The organism is Thalassoglobus neptunius (assembly GCF_007859735.1).
GTDB lineage: Bacteria > Planctomycetota > Planctomycetia > Planctomycetales > Planctomycetaceae > Thalassoglobus > Thalassoglobus neptunius.
On sequence record NZ_SIHI01000033.1, the window covers coordinates 19,173 to 36,725 of the forward strand.

Sequence of the window (17,553 nt, forward strand, 5' to 3'; positions counted from 1 at the left end):
TGTGAGGGCAATACAGAAGAAAACGACACAAATCACCGTTCAGGCGAGTGTGCAGGACAGGGTGCTCGCCCTCGAATGGAATTGCCGATTTCGTCCATTGTCGAGTGTGTCGACAGTGAGCAGCGGAACGGTGAGAAATTGAGAACAAGACAATCCGAAACGTGTTCAAAGGACTGGCACCCAATGCAGCCTCAATCTCCGCGAACTCCACGTGGAGCCATTGTCGGCTGATTCGGATATTCAGAAATTGAAGCGGCGACCCGACCGGGATCAACAATCGCTTCAATGAGGATGGAACCCAATGAGAATCCATGAACTGGAAATTGATCAATTTGGCGTCTGGAAGAACGTCACGTTGCCATTCTCTGCCCGAGGTGTCACGGTACTTTATGGACCGAATGAGGCGGGCAAGTCGACGTTAATGCGATTTATTCGCGGAGTGCTTTTCGGTTTCCAACCGGGGGATCTGCATGTCATGGATCCCCAGGGAAAACGGCAAGTCTGCTCCGGGGTTCTGCGCGTTTCGCATCAAGGGAAGCAGCACGAACTTCGCCGAACAGCTGAGAAGGGAAGTCGCGGTCTTCTGGAGATCGACGGCCAGCGCGTCTCACAACAGGATGCATTGGTTCAAAGCCTCGTCGGCGGAGCGAGTGAATCCGTCTTTCGAGACGTGTTCGCGATCGGGCTTCACGAACTGCAAGAACTGGCGACGCTGAACAACTCGGAAATCGCTCAGCAAATCTATGGCCTCTCGCTGGGGCGCGAGGGTGATCAACTGGTGCGCGCTCAGAGTCATCTGGGATCACTGGCGCGGCAGATCGCCAATCGTGAAACGCGAAAAGGGGAACTCTTCGGGCTGGTCCAACGATTGACCGAAGTCGAACGGCAGATTGAACGGGTTGGCGTGCCCCTCGAACGTCACAAACGACTCAAGGAGCAAATCAACAAGCACGAGGATCGAGTTGGTCAGCTCCGGCAAAGGCAAAAGTATCTGCAAAGCGACCTTCGGGGATTCCAGTTTCTCAGCCGGATCTGGGAACCGTGGAAGAAAGAGCTGGAGCTGAAAAATCGACTGGAACAACTTCCCGACCGAAATGTCGATCTCGATCGAGTCCAGTCAATCGAAGATCTCCAACAGGAGATTGAGAAATTCGAATCCGAATGGAAGAAGATTCTCGACGAGGCCCGTCGGTTTCAAAAGTCATCTCAGGACATCTCCCTGAAACCGGAACTGGAAGAACAGCAGTGTGCGATCAATCGGTTGCATAGCGAGCTTCCCGAGATGCGGAAAATCGCGGATCGTTTCGACCTGAAAGTTCCCGATCTGACCTCGAACAGCACATCATGGAAAAACAACTTTCTCAATCGTGCGGTTAATCAACCTGTCGATGAATCGGTCGCTTTCGCAGACGACGAGGAGGATTCGCAAAGCGAGCAGGTAGATGTCTCTCCCAAACAGATTCGAGCACTGAGCGAGGCATCCAACGCATATCGAAACGCGATGCGGAGTCATCGCCGTCTCACGAAGCGATACAAAGGGTACGACAAGAAGCTCAAATCGTTGACGTCACGCCCGACCGGTGAGGCAACCAGTTCCGAAAATCAACCTGCTGATTCCATTGCGGAGTTGGATCGTTTGGACACGGACCTTCGGAAGCTTCGCGAATTGCATTTGGAGAAAGGGCATCTTCAGTCCCTTCTCGATCACCTTCCGGACAGCCGACGCGCGGAACTCGTCGAGGCGACCAATCCTCCGTTTTTCAACACAATACTGTGGTTTTTCGCGATCGCTGGTGTGATCCTCACCCTGTGTGGAATTTATGGAGCCACACACGGAATGGTTGTCGGAGGATTTCATGCGGCCGTGATCGGTGGCTGTTACGGGTTGTTGGGGATTGCCGCGCTGGCCACATGCTGGACGATGAAGGTTCACTTCTCACGTCGAGAAGTTTCGGTTGAGGACAACGACGAAACGCATCAATCACTTCGAAAAGAGATCGAAGATCGAAACCTCAAAATTCAGCAATTGGTCAGTCGTCAGATCCTGTCACGAAAGTCGACACCTCATCCGCTGTCGAAACATCATCTGGCAGACGAGAAATCGATCGCGAACAAGCTCGAAAAACTCGCTGAGGATCGAAAGCGGCTTCAGAGTCTGATTGATGAACAGGATCGCATCCGCAGGTTGCGACGGAGAATGACCAAGCTGCGCAACCAGTTGAGAAAGTCGCGAACGTCCGTCAATCAGCGGAAAAGTCACTGGATCAAGTCGCTGAAATCGATGGAGATCGCGGAGCAGAGCAAAATCGGCGAAGCGATTGCCGAGTGTCAAAGGATCTATCGGATCTCCCGGGGCAGTGCGAAGCCAGCACCTGTTGATGTCGAAGCGATTCTGCTGCAGGAGAAACTCAGGGACTTTCTCGATCGCGTTGGTCAGCTTTCAGGGATTCTCGAGCAGAGTTCCTCATCGCACGATCCATTCGCCCGCGTTTCTCAATGGAAGGACGAGTTAGAAGTCCAATTCGAACTTCGACGTGAGCGATCGAGGCTGCGACAACTCGTCAAAAACAAGCGGCGTGAAGCCTCCAAAGTCGCAGAACAGCTGGAACTCCTCCGCAAACAACAATCAGAACTGTTTTCGGTCCTCGGAATCTCTTCATATGATCAGCTCTCCGGGATTCTGGGAGCAGTCGAAGATCGTGAAACACTCATGCGGCAACTTCACGAGATTGGGGAAACCATTTCTCGAATTGTCGAGAGTGAACCTGATCTGATGATTGTTGAAGAACAACTCACTGATTTCGATGAGCAACGCAACCGGGAACAGGTCGCGGAGATTCGCGAAGAACTCTTGCAGATCGATGAAACGCTTCAAGTTGAGTACCAGTCGATCGGGCGGTTTCAACAGGAGTTGCGGGCGATTGAAGATGATCGAACCGCCGCTTCGTTGAGATTCGAACGTGCCCAGCTGGCAGAACAGATCCGCCTGACGAGCGAACGCTATCTCGGCATCATGGTGGCGGACCGGGCTGTTGGAGCGCTCCGAAGTCGAATCGAAAAAGAACGCCAGCCGAAAACATTGCAGGATGCTTCGTCTTATCTGCAACAACTGACGTGCGGCAAATACCAGAACATCTGGGCTCCACTGAATGAGAAAAAACTCCTCGTAGATGACGACCTCGAGAACTCCTTAGAAGTTGAACAGCTCAGCAGTGGAACGCGAGAGCAAGTGTTTCTCTCACTACGGTTGGCGATGATTCGCGAGCTTGCGTCTCAGGGAGTGGAACTGCCACTGGTGCTCGACGATGTCACTGTGAATTTCGATCAGCTTCGCACTGAAGCAGCTGTCGAAACACTGCTCAATGTTGTCGAAACCGGTCAGCAGATCATTCTCTTCACGTGTCATCTCCATCTTGCTCATCTGTTCGAACAACATCAAATTGACCCCATCTGGTTACCTTCCAATCGGCCTGAAGTCCCAGTTTGACAGAGTGATTTCGATCGGGGAAAGCGTAAGCTTTCGTCACGTGAATGCCGACGGATTCGGCGAAAAAGATTCAATTTACGACCTGCCTGAATAAGGCACATGGAAAGTCTCGGAAAGCGGAACTGGTGAGACGGAACGAACCAGAGCAAAAGCAACGCTATTGCGGCCACCCGGGCACGACGCCACAACGGGGACGCCGCCGCGATCGCCGTCCGTATTCACTCATCACGGATCTGCTGATCATCATGTTCCTCGTGAGCACGATTTGCATGACGGGCTGCTTCCTTTCACGCAACCACAATTCAGGGCTTCCGACTCGGTATCGTGCGAATTCGGAACAGCTGGAGATTCGTTCGGATGCGAAGATCGAAAAGGAAGGAGAGATCTTCGAAGAACTCGTCAGCCTCCGAGACGAGATCGTCGAACTCCTTGAATTACCGCCAGCCAACCGTCCTGTTCGCATCTATCTCTTTCAGGACGAAGAACGCTACGTTCAATACATGACGACCTCGCATCCGGAGCTTCCACAGCGACGGGCATTCTTTATCGGCACGCCCACAGAGTTGTCAGTTTATGCATACATGGGGCCGAGTATGATGGAAGACCTCCGGCACGAATACACTCATGGAGTGCTTCATGCCTCTCTTCGAACGGTCCCGCTCTGGTTGGATGAAGGGATTGCTGAGTACTTCGAAATTCGTCGATATGATTCCTTACGGCGACATCCTGAACACGCTCCGAAGCTGGCAATCGCGGTCGCCAATGGTTGGGAGCCGAATCTCAGACGCTTGGAACAGATCGAAAGAGTTTCGCAGATGCAGCGACCGGATTATCAGGAAGCATGGGCCTGGGTCCATTACCTCGTGCACGAATGTCCGGATGGACGTTCCCTGCTGGCCGACTATTGTCAGTCACTCGCTGCTTCAAATCGAGCCCCCGGTTTTTCTCCACTGATCGAACAGCAGGTCCCGAACGCCGAACAGCGACTGATGGGATATGTCACCTCAACACTCGATTCCGGACGAACCGTCCAAGTCTCAGGCAACCGCTAAACCACTGGCGTGGTTTTTCGTGCACTCGCTTAGACGGGTTTCGTTCGTTGTACGCTGTGTTTGCTCGTGCGGATCGCTGAAAATTCCCAGTCACGTTGTCCGACATCACTGTCGTGGTCTTTGTGTGCTCGCCTGAACGGGTTTCATTTGATGAACATTGCGGGAGTTGCGGGACTCGAGCGATGATGATTGAATCGACCGTCCATCTGGATTTCGAGTTGAATCACTTCAGGCAATCCGGCGACAATAGCGTGAACGGATGTTCGAAGTTGTTGATCGCGAATTCCTTTGAGTGACAGTCGTTGCCTCCCGCTGTGAGTCGGTCTTCCGTATTCTCACCAGTTCTCGTGTGCCTGAAATCAAAACGCGAACGACACGCGGAGTTGATGTGTCTCAGGCATGAGTTTTCGTTCCCAATTCAGCAGTCGACGTTTGGGCAGTCATGGCGAAATTGCCATTCAATGATCGAGATTTTCAAAACGAGACGTCCCAGACGAATCTCCATGAGACTCAGCACATCTTGTCAACGGCGATTGATTCGTTCATCGCTGCCTGGGCTGTGGCTGAAGAAACGGGACCGCCGATTCTCTCCGATTTTCTTCCGCAGGACGCGCCAGCACGGCAGGAGATTCTCGTCGAACTCATCAAAATCGACCTCGAACAACGATGGAACGAGTTTGAATTGCCGAAACGTTTGACCGAGTACTTTGAAGAGTTTCCGGAACTGCTTCAGAAACAGATCCCGGTCGAACTTGTTTACGAGGAATATTTTTGCCGGCAGCGGTCTGAACCCTCGGTGACCATTGAAGACTACTTTCGCGAGTTTCCCGACCTCGAAAATGAGCTTCGGAGATTTATTCAACACTCCCCTCATCCGACTGTGCTTCAGGGAGGAGCCGTTGCTGAATCGTTTCGAGACTTGCGGGTCGGTGAAACTATCGATGACTTTGACTTGCTGATTCGGTTGGGCGAAGGAACCTTTGCAACCGTTTTTCTGGCCCGGCAGAATTCCATGCAGCGGCTTGTGGCGGTCAAAGTCTCTGCTAATAAAGGGACTGAACCGCAAACGCTCGCGCAGCTCGATCATGACTATATTGTCCGTGTTTACGATCAGCGTGTGATTGAATCGCCGCCGGTCCGGCTGTTGTATATGCAGTATCTTCCGGGCGGGACTCTCGAATCGCTCATCAAGAGAGTTCAATCGACACCTGCGAATCGTCGAAGTGGGCAGCTGTTGATTGATGTTCTCGACGAATCGCTTGAAGCCAAAGGGGAGACAACTCCACCCGACTCGCTGCTTCGTAAAGAGATCGCCCGGATGGATTGGGCACAAACGGTCTGTTGGATTGCGATTCGGATTGCCAAAGCTCTGGGGTACGCAAGCAGTCGAGGAGTCCTGCACCGAGATCTGAAACCGGCGAACGTTCTGATGACCAGCGACGGAACACCGAAGCTCGCCGACTTCAACATCAGTTTCAGTCGGCAGGTTGAAGGAGCATCCCCCGCAGAATACTTCGGCGGCAGTCTGGCTTACATGTCTCCGGAACAATTGAAAGCTTGCACAGGCAGTGGTGAGATTCAGGCGGAAGATCTTGATGTTCGATCTGATCTCTTCTCGCTGGGAGTTGTCCTGTGGGAGTTACTCGTTGGGGAACGTCCGTTTGCCGACCCGCGTCAGCTTCGACTCGATTCGCAAACTCTCGAAGACATGATTGCCGCCCGCGAAGAAGGAGTGAGTCGGGAGAAACTTGAAGAAGCTGCCAAGTCTGCTCCGCCTGGGCTGATTCGTATTCTTCAGAAGAGTCTCCACTCTGATCGGGAGCAGCGTTGGCAGACCGCGCAAGATATGATCGATCGGCTCGAACAATGTCTTGACCCGAGAGCACGAGAACTCATCGATCCGGAACCGGGACATTGGCAGAGAACGGCATTGCGCTGGACGACGCCAATCATTCTGGCGCTCAATCTCATCCCGAATGCATTCTCAGCGGTCGGGAACCTGCTATACAACCAACGCGAGATCTTCGCCGAAATCGCACCGGAGCAGAGTTTCGAGACGATTCTTGCAGTGATCAACGGAGTTGCTTTTCCTGTTGGGATTTCGATCGTGATCTTGATGGCTGCGCGAATTCGACGCGCGATCGTTGGTCCGGAAGCTGTCAGAAAGCGGCCCGGTGTTCGAAGAGATTCCCTGTTGATCGGACATCGGTGTGCCCTGATTTGTCTCTTGCTTTGGGTGATTGCTGGTTTTGCCTATCCGGTTGCGATCAGAATGACAGGAACGGTCGTGCCCTGGACCTCCTATCTTCACATCGTGGGCTCGCTGGTGATCTTTGGATTGATTGCCACAGCTTACCCATTCTTTCTGGTGACCTGGTTTTCGCTTGAAGTTCTTTATCCTTCGTTGCTGCGACTGGGGATTGGCGGTGGTCAGGACCGGCAAGACTTACTGCTTCTACGTGACCATTTGCAAAGGTATCTGGTCATGGCTGCCTCAATTCCTATGCTGGCGGTCTCAGCGGTGACGATTGTTTCCGTTGATCTTCTGTGGGTTGCCCAGCTTCTCTGTTTTGGGGGACTCGCAGCATTTGCAGCAGCGTTTTGGTTTTACCGACGGATTGAGGGCGACCTCGACGTTTTTCTCCGTCTCAGCAGTCCAGACTGACAAGTTTGCCGGTTGACACGACGGAATGATTCACATGGCCGAATTCGTCTTGCTGCGAAATTGAGTTTTCATTAATAGTCTGTTCGATACAGCGAAAATCCGCCTGTTTCGCATTCGCGAACAGGCAACCAAACCTATCAATTCTCAATCCCCACCGCATTGGAAATCCTCGTGGAGTTCCGATGTCGAATGTTTTTCGCCTGGTTTCCGGTCGAGAAACTCCCTTGTTATAGACTCCCCTTGTTACGTCAACTCGCAGGATGCGATTGCCGTCCCGGTTTCAATTCACGACAGCAATGAAGCGCTCGCTCATCCAGACGTTGTGAGAATCCGGAATCCAACCGAAAGCAGATTCGATGGATCGTGTCATCGATGACACTCGTCGATGGGCGCCACTGCCCCGCTTCCGACGTTGCATCAATCATCTGGTCACCGCTGCCATCTTTCTCGGATGGATTGGATCGACCGTTTGCGCACAGCGACCGTTTCCGGGAGCTGCGCCATCGAACGGCTTTCCGTCAGCGAGTGCGCCTGCTGAGAGACCAGCGTCACCGGTCGTACAAACGGCCGGTCAAGAACCGGAACAGAGAGCTGCCCTGCAACGACTTCTTGCTACCGCACCCCAGACGCCTGAATCGAATTCGATTCAGCAGGTCGAATTCGATGTGGAGACTCTTCTCGAGGATCCCGTTGTCGAGATCGTCGTCGAAGGGAACAACACAATTCACACGAGCGCTGTTCTTCGCATGGTCGAAACGCGCATCGGACGTGCTCCTTCAGCTCGCGAGATCCAACAGGATGTTGCCAAGCTGTTGCGAACACGCTGGTTCCTCGACGTCAAACCGTTCTATCGCCAGACGGAACGGGGCCTGGTCCTTGTCTTCGAGGTGATCGAGCGGCCAATGCTGCGCAGCGTGCAGTATGTTGGCAACAAGAAAATCAAGACGAGTGAACTTGAAGCTCACACCGGGCTTCGCACTGAGATGAGCGGATACTTTCCCGCCTTTGATGTGTCTGCCAATCGAGAAGCAGTTCAACGGATCAAATCTCTTTATGCTGAGAAGGGCTACCGCTTCGCGAAAGTGACTCTTCAGAAGGGTGGAGAGAAAACTGATCGCGATGTTGTGTTCGTGATTGAAGAAGGTCCGAAGGTCAAAGTTCGGGACATCAATTTTCACGGCAACGACTTCGTTTCGAAAGCCATTCTGGCGACGAAGATTTCGACGAAAACACCTGTCGACGACCTCGAACTGGGGCCGCTCGATATCGGAATGGGATGGATCGGCGGAGATTACGATCCCGATGTTGTTCGCAATGATGTGTATGCCCTCAAACAATACTATCTCGGGCTCGGCTTCTTCGATGTCGATGTGACCGTTGACGAAACGATTTCTGAGGCTGACGGAAGAGTGACCGTTGACTTTCACGTTTCCGAAGGTCAGCGGTATGTCGTTGGAGATATTCAGGTCATCGGGAATGGTGTCATCAATCGTGATGCCCTGATCGGCGATCTGGAATTGGAATCGGGTGAGCATTTTAACTCGCGGTTCCTTCGCAAAGATGTGACTGCGATGAAAGACATGTACGACGAACGTGGTCATGTTTTCGCAAAGGTCGAACCAGTCCCGCACTTTCGTGAGAACGAACCCGGAGTTGTGGATCTGACTTACCAGATTGATGAAGACATTCCGCGGTATATCGGAGAAATCAACATTCACATTCGCGGAGATCATCCGCACACGCAAGAACATGTTGTCCGCGATCAGGTCCATCGATTTCTTAAGCCGGGAACTCTTGCGAGTGGCCGAGACTTGAGGATGGCTCAACAGCGTGTTCAGGGAAGTCCCATCTGGGAACGCAGCGAACCTGCTGTCTTCGATCTCGTGCCTGTGGATGGGCTCGACTATCTGCCAGAAGTGACATCACGAGGTCAAAGCGACTCCACTCTGACTCCGGATGCACTGTTTGCGGATCACTCCGAAAAAGACTTTACAGTCGATCGCGAACACTGGTGGAGAGGCGAGCAACAGCAAGTCGGTCGGATTCAATTGCCTGACTCAGTGTTCGAAGAGGACGAGGCAGAGCAAATTCCTGCCGAAGTGCCAATTAACCGCAAGCTTCGCAAGACCGACGAGCCGAATCTTGTTGTCAGCCCGGATGTGATCTTTCGTGGACAGGATGAGCCAATCATCCGTGCACAGCATCTCGATCAATACGGAAACCCCATCCCACAAGATTACATTTCCGGTGGAGTCTCTCCACAGGGTGATCCATTCGGCGACGCACTTCGCTCGCCACCTGCACCCGGATTCGTCGATGTGAACATTGACGTGACCGAAGGCCGAACCGGCCGATTGATGTTCGGTGTCGGGGTGAACAGTGATGCGGGTGTCGTTGGATCATTGACATTGCAAGAAGACAACTTCAATATCTTCCGCTTCCCACGCAGTTGGGCGGATGTTGCCAACGGACAGGCCTTCCGTGGGGCGGGGCAAAGCTTCCGACTTGAAGCGGTGCCTGGATCGCAAGTCAGTCGATATCTAGCCAGCTGGACCGATCCCTTCTTTATGGGAACGGATTTCAGTCTCGGTCTGAGTGGTTTCTACTACAACAGATTCTACGACGACTGGACAGAAGATCGCCTCGGTGGTCGAATCAGTCTCGGATATGTGCTCAATCGTTTCTGGACCGCTTCGACAGCTGTGCGACTTGAGAATGTGAAAGTTCGAGACATCAATTCCGGAATCGGTCCGATTCCACCCGATCTTGAAGCAGTCCGCGGTGACAACTTTCTGTCGACCGTTTCGGGAACTCTCGAATACGACACTCGCGACAACTCCTTCATTCCGTCGTCAGGTCATAACGTGACGATGTCTTACGAACAGGGATTTGGAGACTTCTCGTATCCTCGAATCGATCTCTCCGGAAGTCAGTACCTCACCGTGTATGAGCGTCCGGACGGGTTTGGAAAACACATTGTCTCCTTCAGCGGTCAGGTTGCCTGGACAGGTGACGATACCCCGATCTTCGAACGTTACTACGCTGGGGGTTACTCCTCATTCCGTGGTTTCGAATTCCGGGGAGTGACACCGCGTGAAGGCAACTTCGAGGTGGGTGGTGAATTTATGGCTCTGGGGTCCGCTCAGTATGAGTTCCCGATTTCAGCTTCTGATTCGATTCGCGGGGTCGTCTTTTCCGACTTCGGTACCGTTGAGGAAGATGTCACTCTCGATCAATTCCGTGTGACAGCAGGTTTCGGAGCACGCGTCGTCGTGCCAGCCATGGGACCAGCACCGTTGGCCTTTGACTTCGCCTGGCCAATCCTAAAGCAAGACTTTGATGAAACACGAGTCTTCAGCTTCACAGTTGGTTTCACAAGGTAACGCGATCGAAGCTTCGTCGAAATGAGTGGGATCAATTTCCACACAGCGACGACGGAGAACCACGACCATTACTTCGCAGAGCATCGGTGCCCCCCGCCGATGCTCTTTCTTTGCGCTGTCCCGTTCTTCGCCTTCTGCTTCCCTCTGTCGACTCTCTACGAACGACTCTCCTTTGAGGGGGAGCAGCCTGCAACGCGACTTCAATCTTGACGGGAATCGATTCACAGGAGCAAGCGCTTACAAACGATGCCAATGGTCGATTGGTTAGGACGTCGTCAGTTGCTCCAAGGGGTCTGGCGGCGAATCGAGATGTTCGAGAAGAAGATCTTCAAGGCGTAAACATGCCGACTCGACATAACAACCGATTTGGCCGCGACGGTATGTTTTGTCCGAAAGGCTGAGCAACACATTTCCGTTGATTGAGAGTTCGATGTAGTGCCGTACGTTGAGAAGGCTGAACTCCCACTCCGTCCTTCCGTCACTCTTCCAGAAGGCAGATTGAAGAGACTTGAAACGGAAGGCGTGTTCGGTGGACCCGCCGGGACGTTCTCCCCATGCTCGAAGTTGGGCCACACCTTTCAAGAGATCCAAGGAGAGGTGATATCCACTGAATGACTCCGCATTCGTCCGGAACAGAATTCCGCATTTGCCCAGACCATCGAGTTTCAGACGACCGGAAAACCGGAAGCACTCGACGTACTGCGAAAACAGAAAGCCCTGAAATCCCCCGACGGTTGAGAGCGACAGGCGTTGCTCTTCCCGGTTGGCGTTGGATTCGCACTCAGTCGAGGGGACCAGATAGGAGACAGGCAGCAAGCCGTTCAACTCGACTGTCGATTTGACCAGCTGATCGAATCCTTCAAACGAACGGACCCGCAATCGACCATCTCCATTGACGGACAATCGCTTCGGAGGAGGCATTAAGTTGGAAACAGTTCGCACATCGTTTTGCGTGTAGAAACTCCAGACGAGAGGTCCGTTGTCATCAAAACTGATCCGCCCGGCGTAGTTCCCTTTCGCCAAAAGGACGTTGTCGAAGTAGTTCGACCACGGGCCGTCCGGTGATCGACTGTGCCAGTAACGAATTTTCGCATCTTCGCGAATGCTTCCCACCAGGTAGTAGCGGTCATTCAGTGAGAAGAGATTCGGAACTTCGACGTCGTCATAAAGTCCGGGAACGTGAAGCGCCGGACGCGGCACGAACTGGTTTTCAGCGACTTCCTCATAGAGACCAACACACCCGCGACGAATGACGGGACCATCCGGGATTCGGGCTGCCATCAGAAGCAGGTTTCTCTTGCCGTCTGTGTAAAAGAACGGATCACGGAAGCTGACCCAGTGGCGTCCTTCTTTCAAAGAGGACTCATAGTGCGGACCAGCTGCTTCAATCGGACAGGGGCCGTCAGGATCATACGGAGCGGTGATCATGGGCTGCATCGATTCGCAGCCGTCCCGGTGTTCTTGAAACCAGTTGTCGCTCAACTTTTCCCAGTGGATCAGATCTCGACTCTGTGCGATTCCGACCCGTTGGATGTTCGCGTGATCTTTTCTTGCCAGCCCGGTGTAAAACATCCTCCACATGCCCGGGTTCCATGGATCGGGAGTGACATGCATCGTCCACAGCATGTGATCGTCCCAACTGCCCGGATGACCGATGAACAACGCGTTCTCAATGCGTTCCCAGTTCAACGCATCTTCGCTGACCGCGTGGGCGATGAAGTCGTGATTGGGAAGAACAAGATGAAAGAGGTGATACACTCCGTCGTGATAAACGATGTCGATATCGCCCATCGTTTTCTGGTAAGAAACGTCCTCTCCATACATGGAATACTGTCTTTGAACTCAAGGAAGTAACAGCGACTGCTGCAACGTTGAATGCTGAAGATCACATGTTGATGCCCCATCCATGCCGATCAAAGAAGACCGGTATCGGTGAAAGCCTGAGTTTTTATAGGCCAAACAGGCATTCATTCAAAGGCAATGAAGAGACTGGCGAAGAATCGATTGGAGAATGTTCGGGCTCTTTCCAATCGAGATCGTGCCTCAACCAGTCGATTGAAAAGCCGCTCAATTCACGGGCTGTCAAACACTTCGACAGTGCTGACGACGGGAAGATGGTCGGATGCGTTGGGCTCATCGAGAACTCGAGTCGACAGCGATTCCCAGGATGTGGGTGGGCTGACGAAGATGAAATCAATCTGACGAACGGGATTGCGAGAAGGGATCGAGGGAAAAACCTCCGTGTTGGTCATGCGCCATGATTTGAGAAGTGCCTTCACGCTCCGACTCGAAGCAGTATCGTTGAAGTCGCCAGCGAGCAGGATCGGATGTTCACCCTCTTTCTCGAATTGCGAATTGATCTGTTCGACCGAGAGAAATCGTTCGCTGTCATCAGCGCGATGATCGAGATGCGTCGAGACAAACGTCAACGTATTTTCCGTTTCTCTGATCGCAATATCAGCTACGAGCATGCTGCGCTGCTCTCCATTGTTGAGTCGCGGAAGAAGAATTGTCTCGTTTTTTTGAATAGGCCACCGCGAAAGAATCGCGTTTCCATATTCGCCGCCAGCAAACTCGATGCTCTTACCGAATGCGGAATGAAGCTTCGTTTCGGTTGCGATTTCGTTGAGCAAATCACGTCCGTCAACTCGAGTAGTCCGACGGTCCACTTCCTGAAGAGCGACGAGATCGGCATTCGTCGCGCGGATGATTTTTGCGATTCGTGTTGGATTCAGAATCCCGTCCGTCCCTTCGGCGTGATGAATGTTATAGGTCATCACGGTCATTCGAACGCCTGTTTCGAGAGGCCCGGTGAGGAGAACTTCTTTGTTGCGGCGATGAATTCCAATGAGTCCACCGGTCGCAGGATCACTGGCGAATCCCTGCCCGGAGAACGGCGTTGCCTCGATTCCACGAAAAGTGAGCAACTTCGAATTGGGATCGACGGCAAAGCGAAACAAGACCGGATCATCGTGACCGGAGGCGAGGATTTCGCCATCGTGCCAGATCCCACCGGACAGGCTGTAGTTCCCCAGCTGTTGGATGACTGAGTCCGGATAACTCCAGCGCTGAACTTCGTTCCACTGGTCGTCGAACTTGGCGAGATAACTCTTCCCGTTCTCCGGTCCGTAGTATGCGAACTGGCACCACCAGTGGTCGTCATGACGAAGGACCCATGTCAGGCTCCCTTCGCTTTCGTGGAACTCGTGAAAGGTTTTGAGCTCCATTGTCTCTATGTCACACGAGACGATGCGGCTGACCTCGGGTTTCATTGGGTAATTGGAATGAGCACAGAGAAGTTGACCGTTCCACAGAATCCCGCTGTTGAGATGCTCCGCCGGGCCCGAACTGATTGCAACCCGTTCTCCAGTGTGTCGATCGTACTTCGCAATCTGCCGACTCGAGATCGCATAGAAAAAGTTGTTGTCAGCTGCAGCTGCCTGATGAGCTTCGGGAGCTGACCATTTTTCTTGCGTTCGCCATCGCTGAACGACTTCCTCGCTGAGAGCGAAATTCGCGAGAGAAACAAGAACTGAGAGGCTGAAGATCAATCTCAGAATCGGGTGACTTTTCACGTTCAAGTTCTCCAGATCTCAACAACTGAATTCACGGTTGTGCGAGAAGTCGCAAGTCGAGTTAGCCTTGCCGCGAGAGGCAGCCACTCGATTTGCTAGAAGCACGTTTTCCGCAAAGGCTTCGTTGATTCGCACAAGCAAAACCAGAACGCAGTCGCATCCAGCAAGTGGTGACGACGTCTTGGTTCAGCGAGTTTACAGCGACGCGACACCTGATCGAGGCTCACGAGTGCATGAGTTTGAAAGTCTGACAAATCGAAGCGGATTCTGAAGAAATCATGAATGCATCGTTCGTCGCTTGCGATCGTGGGTATTTCTCATGATTGCAGATGGAAATTTTGAAAGTCCTCTTCGGAATTGTTGAGCAACATACAGAGTTGGAAGGGGATTTCGCCGATGAAAATTCACAACGAAGAAGAGATCTTTCATCACGGGAGGATGAAAAAGATGAGTCAGTCATGGAAAGCGCTCGCAGTTCCTGCTTTTTTGATCACGTCGGTGATGACGGGGTGCGCGACGCAACAATGCGGTCCGTCTGGTTGTGTGCCCGGCTATTGTGATTCAACCACTTACGCTCCGGTTCATCAACAACAGGTGAACACAACCTACTCGCCTTCAGACGCGAAGACGGTCTTCGAGCCAGAACAGGCTCCCTCCAATGCTTCAGGTGGCGTTCCCGCACCGCCCATGGAGCCGACGTTTTAATGGAGTGACGCAACGAATCTGCGCGAGTTCGCACAAGCAAAGGCAGCATTCATCGAACAGATCGAATTCTGGCGGTCAATGAAAAATTGCGGGGATCGTTCAAGCGTGACAGCGAGATAAGTAACGTTCAACGTCCAGCTTCAGTCGGTTGAATATGCTTTCCAGGTCGTCTCGAATGGATGTCAACTCCTCCAGCGACAGGTCTGGCGAGGAGAGTTTGACTTCAAGTGTTTGAGCGATTCGCGATGCCGCAGACGCACCGATGTTGTCAGCGGAGTTCTTCAGGGTATGGGCGAGACGTTTGACCGTCGAGGAATCCTCTGCGGTCCATGCGGCTCGGAGTTGATAGATCTCGTGATCGAGAGACTCGTGAAAGATCGTCAAAATTTCTTCGAGCAACTCTTCATCACCGCCACATCTCTCCTTGGCGATCCGTTCATCGAATGTCGAGGAGTCACTCGATTGGGATGCTGTCGATTCGCTCGAAGAATGGATTGGAACTTCTTCTGAAGGCGGATGTTTCATTTCGTCTGACTTTGCACTGTGGGTGACCATGCGGTGAATCAGTCCGAAGAGATGTTCCCGGTCGATCGGTTTCGTGGCGTAATCATTGCATCCCGCTGCGAGGCAGTTGTTCGAGTCGCCTTTCATTGCATTCGCGGTAAGTGCGATGATCGGTCGTGTCCACCCAGAATGGCGAAGCTGCCGTGTCGCGGTGTAACCATCCATGATCGGCATTTGCATGTCCATCAGGATCAGACCGAACCGGGATGGATCATCATGAATGACATCCAATGCTTCCTGCCCGTTCGAAGCGATCGAAATTGTGGCGCCGGCGCGGGTCAGAATTCGAGACAGTAGCACCTGATTGTCTTCGCTGTCTTCCACAAGAAGTATCTGGCAGTCTGGCAGGGTCTGGATCGATTGAGGCGTCCGCTCCGTCTTCTGAACTCGTGGGGAGACGCGAGTTCCCGCAGCGATCCAGTCAGTCTTCGGAGGAACATCAACGACAACGTTCGCGGTGAAACAACTTCCGATTCCAACTTCGCTTTGAACGGTGATATCTCCGCTCATCATCCGTGCCAGTCGACGGCTGATCGAAAGGCCGAGTCCTGTCCCGCCGTAGCGTCGAGTCGTCGATCCATCGGCCTGTGTGAACCGATGAAACAGTCGATCCACTTGCTCAGCTGTCATTCCAATCCCGGTATCTTCGACAGCGAGAATCAGAGTTCCAGTCGATTCGGTCAGTGGGTCATACCGAATCACCACTTGAACTCCGCCTTGCTCGGTGAATTTCAGAGCATTCCCAATGAGATTGACGAGAACCTGCCGGACTCGTGTTGGGTCGAACCGAATGTTGGACGGGACTTTCGTTTCGAATCGCCCGGTCAGTTCGAGATCTTTCTTTTCAGCCCGAACCGCGAGGAGTTGCAAGACGTCACTGAAGAACGGTTCCACTTCCGTTGTGATCTGTTCGAGTTCCGCCTGAGTCGATTCGATCTTGGATAAATCGAGAAGGTCGTTGATCAATTGAAGGAGGTGTTCTCCGTTGCGGAGTATCGTTTCTATGTACTCGAGACGCTGTTGCTGGCTCTGATGTTCCTCCGACAGTTCTTCTGCGAAACCGAGAATTGCAGTCAGCGGAGTGCGAATTTCGTGACTCATGTTCGCCAGGAATTCACTCTTGGACTGATTCGCTGCTTCCGCAAGTTCTTTCTGTTCTTCGACAGTTTTCGCTGCAAGTTCCAGCAGGGCTGATTGAGCTGTCAGGACCAGTCGCGTGTCGAGGATGGAATATCCAGAGTCCTCGCGAGCGACGACAAGTGGTTCGAAAACACGGTCAGGTGCCCTTGAGAGAGCCGATCGTGCAGCCTGGTGGACGCCAACGGTCTCATTGACGACGAGCGGCTTTCCTTCTGAGACGGCCAGATGACGAACCGGCTTCTTGAGATAGAGTTCTTGTCCGAAAGGACGACTCAAAATATCGAGACATCGATCGCGTGACACCATTCCGACCAGCGATCCTGAATCGGGTTGAACGACAGCGACTCCAGGAAGCAGCTCATTGTTTTGAAAGAACTCAGCGACAGCTTCTGTGTTCGAATAGGCTGAGACCGATGCCTCATAGAGAGGAAGCTCACCGACGGTCAGGTTCTCATGAATCGTATCTGTGATCAGCTCAAACATTGGCGGTCCACACAGCCAGAGTGAGGAGTCTCCTGACGAATCACCTTAATGTGATCGCATGCAGATGAGTCCAAGTCGAGACCCCTCAATTTTATCTGGCAGATTACCACTCGCTGGGAACCTGTTTGTTAAGTCTCCTTAAAAAATCCAAGGATCAATAAAAGGATATCCGAATCCGGTTTCGTTCCAGACTCCCCGACACTTAGAGCCTATCCGGAATCCTCTTCATGCTGTAAGTCGGTATTTGAACGGAGCTTGGTTGGGTGAAGGAGCTAAGCGGCGGAGCATGCGACCAATGGAAGCCACATAGATCATGGCTTCGCTCGATTTGGTGTGATGTTCATAGTCACGACTCAAGCGTCGCCAGCGACCTAGCAGCCCGTTGAACATTGCGGACTTCTGAGTAGCAGTCTGAGTTTTGGTTGGTTGCCATTGAGTGAGGTCGTGCTTGTTTTGAAGTGCCGGAAGTTGCTTTCGATGGCTCGGGAGAGACTTTGAA

At 52.7% G+C, this 17,553-nt stretch carries 8 protein-coding genes and 1 pseudogene; 5 read left to right on the forward strand and 4 right to left on the reverse strand.

The genetic code is table 11. The annotated features are described in order from the left end of the window. Nucleotides 1-301 precede the first annotated feature (301 nt). The 4 genes from KOR42_RS21265 (at nt 302) to KOR42_RS21280 (ending at nt 10,587) form a co-directional block, all read left to right on the forward strand. Nucleotides 302-3,487, forward strand: a complete 3,186-nt coding sequence (locus tag KOR42_RS21265) for an AAA family ATPase (RefSeq protein ID WP_146511850.1) — start codon at nt 302-304, stop codon at nt 3,485-3,487. 125 nt (nt 3,488-3,612) lie between these two features. Next, entirely contained in the window at nt 3,613-4,539 is a 927-nt protein-coding gene (locus KOR42_RS21270) for a hypothetical protein (protein ID WP_146511851.1), read from the forward strand. Between the two features lie 520 nt (nt 4,540-5,059). Then, complete coding sequence (locus tag KOR42_RS21275) at nt 5,060-7,204, forward strand: serine/threonine-protein kinase (protein ID WP_231741054.1); 2,145 nt, start codon at nt 5,060-5,062, stop codon at nt 7,202-7,204. A gap of 356 nt (nt 7,205-7,560) precedes the next feature. Then, nucleotides 7,561-10,587 (forward strand): BamA/OMP85 family outer membrane protein, encoded by a 3,027-nt coding sequence (locus KOR42_RS21280; RefSeq protein ID WP_146511853.1) that lies wholly within the window; start codon nt 7,561-7,563, stop codon nt 10,585-10,587. A gap of 264 nt (nt 10,588-10,851) precedes the next feature. Here the strand turns inward: KOR42_RS21280 and KOR42_RS21285 are convergent, their stop codons facing one another. Together KOR42_RS21285 and KOR42_RS21290 are read right to left on the reverse strand one after the other, a co-directional pair. After that, complete coding sequence (locus KOR42_RS21285; RefSeq protein ID WP_146511854.1) at nt 10,852-12,411, reverse strand: glycoside hydrolase family protein; 1,560 nt, start codon at nt 12,409-12,411, stop codon at nt 10,852-10,854. A gap of 248 nt (nt 12,412-12,659) precedes the next feature. After that, nucleotides 12,660-14,162 (reverse strand): endonuclease/exonuclease/phosphatase family protein, encoded by a 1,503-nt coding sequence (locus KOR42_RS21290; RefSeq protein ID WP_146511855.1) that lies wholly within the window; start codon nt 14,160-14,162, stop codon nt 12,660-12,662. Between the two features lie 396 nt (nt 14,163-14,558). Here KOR42_RS21290 and KOR42_RS21295 point away from each other — a divergent pair, with 396 nt between their 5' ends. Then, nucleotides 14,559-14,867, forward strand: coding sequence for a hypothetical protein (locus KOR42_RS21295; RefSeq protein ID WP_146511856.1), 309 nt, complete (start codon nt 14,559-14,561; stop codon nt 14,865-14,867). A 99-nt stretch (nt 14,868-14,966) separates the two neighbouring features. Here the strand turns inward: KOR42_RS21295 and KOR42_RS21300 are convergent, their stop codons facing one another. Continuing rightward, the gene (locus tag KOR42_RS21300; RefSeq protein ID WP_146511857.1) at nt 14,967-17,054 is read right to left on the reverse strand and encodes an ATP-binding protein; all 2,088 of its coding nucleotides are present in this window, start codon (nt 17,052-17,054) and stop codon (nt 14,967-14,969) included. Nucleotides 17,055-17,279: 225 nt separating this feature from the next. Beyond that, nucleotides 17,280-17,553 (reverse strand): annotated as a pseudogene (locus tag KOR42_RS27480) (hypothetical protein); the annotation flags it as partial.

Excerpts from the sequence above, each read along its gene's own strand:
- KOR42_RS21300 (WP_146511857.1), bottom strand. The coding sequence starts at position 17,054 with ATGTTTGAGCTGATCACAGATACGATTCATGAGAACCTGACCGTCGGT.
- KOR42_RS21285 (WP_146511854.1), bottom strand. The coding sequence starts at position 12,411 with ATGTATGGAGAGGACGTTTCTTACCAGAAAACGATGGGCGATATCGAC.
- KOR42_RS21295 (WP_146511856.1), top strand. The coding sequence starts at position 14,559 with ATGAAAATTCACAACGAAGAAGAGATCTTTCATCACGGGAGGATGAAA.
- KOR42_RS21265 (WP_146511850.1), top strand. The coding sequence starts at position 302 with ATGAGAATCCATGAACTGGAAATTGATCAATTTGGCGTCTGGAAGAAC.
- KOR42_RS21280 (WP_146511853.1), top strand. The coding sequence starts at position 7,561 with ATGGATCGTGTCATCGATGACACTCGTCGATGGGCGCCACTGCCCCGC.